This window comes from Nodosilinea sp. LEGE 07298 (genome assembly GCF_015207265.1).
GTDB lineage: Bacteria > Cyanobacteriota > Cyanobacteriia > Phormidesmidales > Phormidesmidaceae > Nodosilinea.
Genome location: NZ_JADEXE010000401.1, coordinates 1 through 4,981 on the forward strand (window position 1 = coordinate 1; position 4,981 = coordinate 4,981).

The following is a 4,981-nucleotide window of genomic DNA, read 5'->3' on the forward strand; positions in this document are numbered from 1 at the left end:
CCACCCATCCATCCACCCATCCACCCGCCTACCCGCCTACCCGCCCACCCATGCACATCACCTACCTCACCGGCAGCTACCGCCCCGACCAAGACGGTGTCGCCGACTACCTGGCCAACCTGCGATCGCACCTCCACCAGCGCCAAATCACCTCCACGGTGCTCACCACCCACGACTCGGCTCGCGCCATGGCTGACCCCACTGTGCAAGGGGCGATCGCGCAGTGGCAGGTACCGCAGCTGGTGCCGCTGGTGCAGCGCATTTTGGCCACCCCCACCGACATCCTGCACATTCAGCACGCGGCGGGCAGCTACCGCTTTGAGCGATCGGTGTTCTTGCTGCCCCTGCTCCTGAGGCTAGCGGGCTATCGTCGCCCCATCGTCACCACCGCCCACGAGTACGGCTGGTGGGACTGGCAGCCCAGCTGGTTTCCGGCCCCTTGGCTGGAGAGCCTGAAAGAATGGGGTCAGGCCCGTATTTGGTGGGACCGCGAGGACGGCTTTTTGCTCACCGGCAGCGACGCCATCCTCACCACCAATGAGAACATTACGCGAATTATGAAAGAGCGATTGCCCAGTCGGCGCGATCGCATCACCACTGTTCCCATCGCCGCCAACCTCAGCGTCGCCCCCGCTGACCGCGCCGCCGCTTGTCAGCAGCTGCGCCACGACTGCGGCTGGCCCGAGCAAGCCCAGGTCGTCACCTTCTTTGGCTTTCTGCACCCGGTCAAAGGCATTGAGCCACTGGTGCAGGGCTTTCGGCAGGTGGTCGAGGCTCAGTCCCAGGCTCGCCTACTGCTGATGGGCGGTGTCGAAACCCTGGCCCTGCGCGGCCAAGACGCCGAGCAGTACTGGCAAAAGGTGCAGGGCCAAATCCGCGACCTGGGCCTCACCGACTACGTTCACTGCACCGGCTATATCGACGCCGATCTCGCCTCCCGCTACCTCTCCGGCTCAGACCTGGGCGTGCTGCCCTTTAACCCCGGCATTTCGCTCAAAAGCGGCTCGCTGCTGGCCCTGCTGGCCCACCGCCTGCCCACGATCGCCACCTGCACTGCCGAAACTGACGCCATTCTCAGCGAAAAACGGGTGATCGCCCCGGTACCCCCTCGCGATAGTGCCGCCCTAGGAAATGCGATCGCCGCCCTATTGCAAAATTCGACTGAACAGCAGCGCCTGGCCACAGCGGGGCACAGCTTCGTTCAGGCCTTTACCTGGGACGGCATTTGCGATCGCCACCAGGATATTTATCAGCGGCTGCTCTCCTCCGACTCCGTAGGGGCCGCCCACCCGGCCTGAGCCAAACTTCGCCAAACGTCAATGTCTGCCCTCCTATCGAGGCCGCTAGGGCCTCCCTTTTCTAGACTAAAAATCCACTATCACCGATAGGTAGCACCATGGCTAACTCCCAGTCCTCCCAAGAGACAAACCTTTCCGACTCCGTCGCCCAAAACCCTGGAGCTAGAAAGGTTGCCACCAAAAACAACCCCAAAATCGGCCAGGAAGAGGCCCGCAACGCCAACGCTGGCGAAGGCCCCAATGCCGCTGGCGGAGAAACCCCCAGTACTGCCGAAGATCACGTCCCCGCCGAATCGAGCCCTGAGGCCAGCGATTTGCCCACCGCCAACCGGCCCAACCCCGAGCAAACTGAGTCTAAATAAACGGTGCCGCCAAATTCACCTTCAATCGCCCCGACCACAGGTAAACCGCTTGCGCCGGGGCAAGCGGCGTTTGCTCAGCCCCTGGCAGCTAGGCTAAAACAGCGCAGTGGCTTCGCCTAGGGAAAGAGGATACCCCAGCAGATAGCCTTGGGCGGTTTTGACCTGGAGCTGTTGCAGAGCGGTTAGCTCGGAGGGGGTTTCGACACCTTCGGCGACGATGGAGCTATAGGTTTCTTGGGCGAACCCGACTAGGGCGGCGGTCAGGGCGCGGCGGGTATGGTCGGTATCGATGTCGCGAATGAGGCTGATATCGAGCTTGATAATATCTGGATTGAGCTGAAGAATATGGAGAAAACTGGCGTAGCCCGCCCCAGCATCGTCTACGGCCAGGCGCACGCCGCGATCGCGTAGGGAAGCGAGCCGTTCGCCAAAGTTTGAATAGTCAGGTATGGGGTCATGCTCAGTTACTTCTAGCACAATGCGGTGCAGGGGTTTACCCTGAAGCACGCGTTCGACGGCACCGCTAAGAATGTTGTCTGGCGATACGTTGACCGAGAGATAGATGTCTTCAGGGATGACGGCGAGGCCCTCTAGGGCCTTGGCGATCGCCGCCATTTCGAGTTGTTCGCTATAGCCTACCTCAGCGGCCTCGGCAAACCAGATATGGGGACCGCGAATGGGCCGCGACCAAAACCGGGTCAGGGCCTCAAACCCAATAATCTTACGGTCTGCGAGGCGAACGATGGGCTGGTAGACCAGGGTAAACGCACTGGACTCTAGCACGGTTGTAACTCGCTGAGTCATGGCTTGATGGGCCTGCACGCTGTCTAGCTCTCGCCCAATTTGTCGGGCGGTGAAGTCGGCAAACAGCTGCATGATCGACAGATCGCGATCGCCCAGGGAGAGGTTGGGCCGGGTGCTAAAGCAGCAAAAGGTGCCGTAGACCTGCCCATTGCTCAACCGTAGAGGAATGCTGAGGTGCGCTCCCACCGGTAGGGCTGTGGTAGCCGCTATCTCCAGGGCAGCCGGAATTTTGGTGGCATCTTGAATTAGCTGGGGTAGCCGACCATCGACAACGCGCTGGCAATAGCTCTCCTCCAGCGGGTCTGAGGCTCCTACGGCAATCGGTACATTCTCTAAAGATGAATTAACGTAGCGAAACCGGCGCTTGCCTTCGGAAAACTCCGATACAAACGCCACCTCCATATCGAGGTGTAAGCGAATGGCGCACAGCGCGTCGATGACGACCTCATCAATCGACCCAGTTCCCAAACTATATGTCGATAAAAAAAGATAGGGGATCAGGCTGAGCTGGCTAGGGGTTGCCGTTGAGTCGAAAATCGATTGTTCGTCCATTAAGCAATACTCCACCCGTACTCCAATCAGCATTCAACCGCAGTATTTCAGACGATTTCAGAGTCATGGTTCTAAACGCTGCCCCTAGTCGAATCCAACCAAGCAGTACTATCGGGCCAGCGCTTGCCAATAGGGGTCATTTTGTCAACACCACAATCAACAAGCCATACCACTTTAAAGCAATTATTCTCTAGCACAATGACCAGGCAGAAAGCATTATTTACGGCCATCTGCCTCCTATACATTATGAGCATTTTTATGCTGCTCAATTCACATAAAAGGAGGTAATGCACGTTAAAAAAGGGCTAAAAGCACCCAAACCGAAACCGATTATCATCTATAAAGCCATGACTGCCCCATATTAATTTGCCTTGAGAGGATTCTCAATCTGTAGCTTTACTGAAGCAGTTACCGATAACTCAACCTGCTTTTATAGTTGGCAGCCGTAGGTTTCAGCCGTAGGACGCCTGGAGATTCCAGTGACAACCGGGTGGTGATGCCCCAAAGCTGCACGAAAGCAACCTAATCTTGCCCAATTAGCGCCAGTAGATCGGCCTCACTGAGAATAACAATGCCCAAACCCTCGGCTTTAGTCAGCTTTGACCCGGCTTTTTCACCAGCGACCAGGTAGCCGGTGGCTTTGCTGACGCTGCTGGTGACTTTGCCCCCAGCGGCTTCGATCAGGGCGGTGGCTTCAGGGCGAGTAAGGGTAGGCAGGGTGCCCGTGAGCACGAAGGTTTTGCCCCCTAGAGCACCAGCCTCGGCAGCCTGGGCTTGATCTTCGTCAGCGGCCAGCTGCAAACCGGCCTGGCGCAGGCGATCGATCAGGGTTTGGTTGGCGGGCACCTCAAACCACTGGGCCACGGCCTGGGCAATTTCGGGGCCAATGGTGTGAACAGTGGCAATTTCCTCAGGGCTGGCGGCGGCCAGGGCGTCGACGGTGGGAAAGTGCTGGGCCAAGGTTTTAGCGTTGACGGTACCCACGTGGCGAAGGCCCAGGGCGTAGAGCACCGAGGGCCAGGGGCGGGCTTTGGAGGCGGCGATCGCCCCAACTAGCTTCTCGGCCAGCCGCTTACCCATGCGATCGAGGGGTTCTAGATCTGCTTCAGTCAAGCTGTAGAGGTCGGCCACAGAATGCACCAGCCCCTGCTCGACTAGCTGCTTCACCCACTTTTCGCCCAGCCCCTCAATGTCGAGGGCATCGCGCCTAGCCCAGTGGATAATCGCCCCCTGCACGATCGCCGGGCAGGAGCTATTGATGCAGCGGGTGACGGCTTCGTCGTCGGGCTTGACCAGGGCGCTGGCGCACTGGGGGCAGTGGGTGGGCATGGTGACTTTGATCGCGTTCTCGGGCCGCAGCTCGGCCAGCACCCGCACCACTTCAGGGATAATTTCTCCGGCCTTGCGCACGATGATGGTGTCGCCCTGGTGTATGTCCAGCTCGGCTAGGCGATCGGCATTGTGCAGGGTGGCCCGGGCCACGGTGGTGCCCGCCAGCTGCACCGGACGCAGCTCAGCCACGGGGGTAACGGCCCCGGTGCGCCCCACTTGAAAGCTGACGGATTCGAGCAGGGTGGGCACCTCCTCGGCAGGATATTTCAGCGCCACCGCCCAGCGCGGAAACTTCTGAGTAAAGCCCAGCTGCTGCTGGAGAGCAAAATCATTGAGCTTCACCACCACGCCATCGGTCAAGTACGAGAGCTGAAGGCGGCGGGTGGCCCACTGGTCGTAGTAATTCTGGACATCTTCGGCGGACTGACAGAGCTGGCGATTGGGGTTGACGCGAAAGCCGAGGGCCTGGAGGAGTTCGAGGGCGGCCCATTGGGTGGATGGGTGGATGGGTGAATGGATGGATGAGGAAGGTAGGGAGGATACCGATGGGCTGCTGGATTCCGAAGCAAGCTGCTCTCCTGCTCCCCTGCTCCCCTGCTCCCCTGCTCCCAGATATATGGTGTAGGCAAAGAA

General features: G+C 59.4%; 4 protein-coding genes. 2 read left to right on the forward strand and 2 right to left on the reverse strand.

Going from position 1 to position 4,981, the window contains the following annotated elements; all coding sequences use genetic code 11:
- Positions 1–1,298: glycosyltransferase family 4 protein (locus IQ273_RS30290; RefSeq protein WP_228054190.1), on the forward strand; the 1,298-nt coding region annotated here is incomplete at its 5' end.
- 98 nt (positions 1,299–1,396) lie between these two features.
- Entirely contained in the window at positions 1,397–1,660 is a 264-nt protein-coding gene (locus IQ273_RS30295) for a hypothetical protein (RefSeq protein ID WP_194026810.1), read from the forward strand.
- A 93-nt stretch (positions 1,661–1,753) separates the two neighbouring features.
- On the opposite strand, the gene IQ273_RS30300 is transcribed toward IQ273_RS30295, so the two are convergent.
- Together IQ273_RS30300 and ligA are read right to left on the reverse strand one after the other, a co-directional pair.
- The gene (locus IQ273_RS30300) at positions 1,754–3,016 is read right to left on the reverse strand and encodes an EAL domain-containing protein (RefSeq protein WP_194026811.1); all 1,263 of its coding nucleotides are present in this window, start codon (positions 3,014–3,016) and stop codon (positions 1,754–1,756) included.
- 522 nt (positions 3,017–3,538) lie between these two features.
- On the reverse strand, positions 3,539–4,981 hold a 1,443-nt coding region (ligA, locus tag IQ273_RS30305), incomplete at its 5' end, for an NAD-dependent DNA ligase LigA (protein ID WP_194026812.1).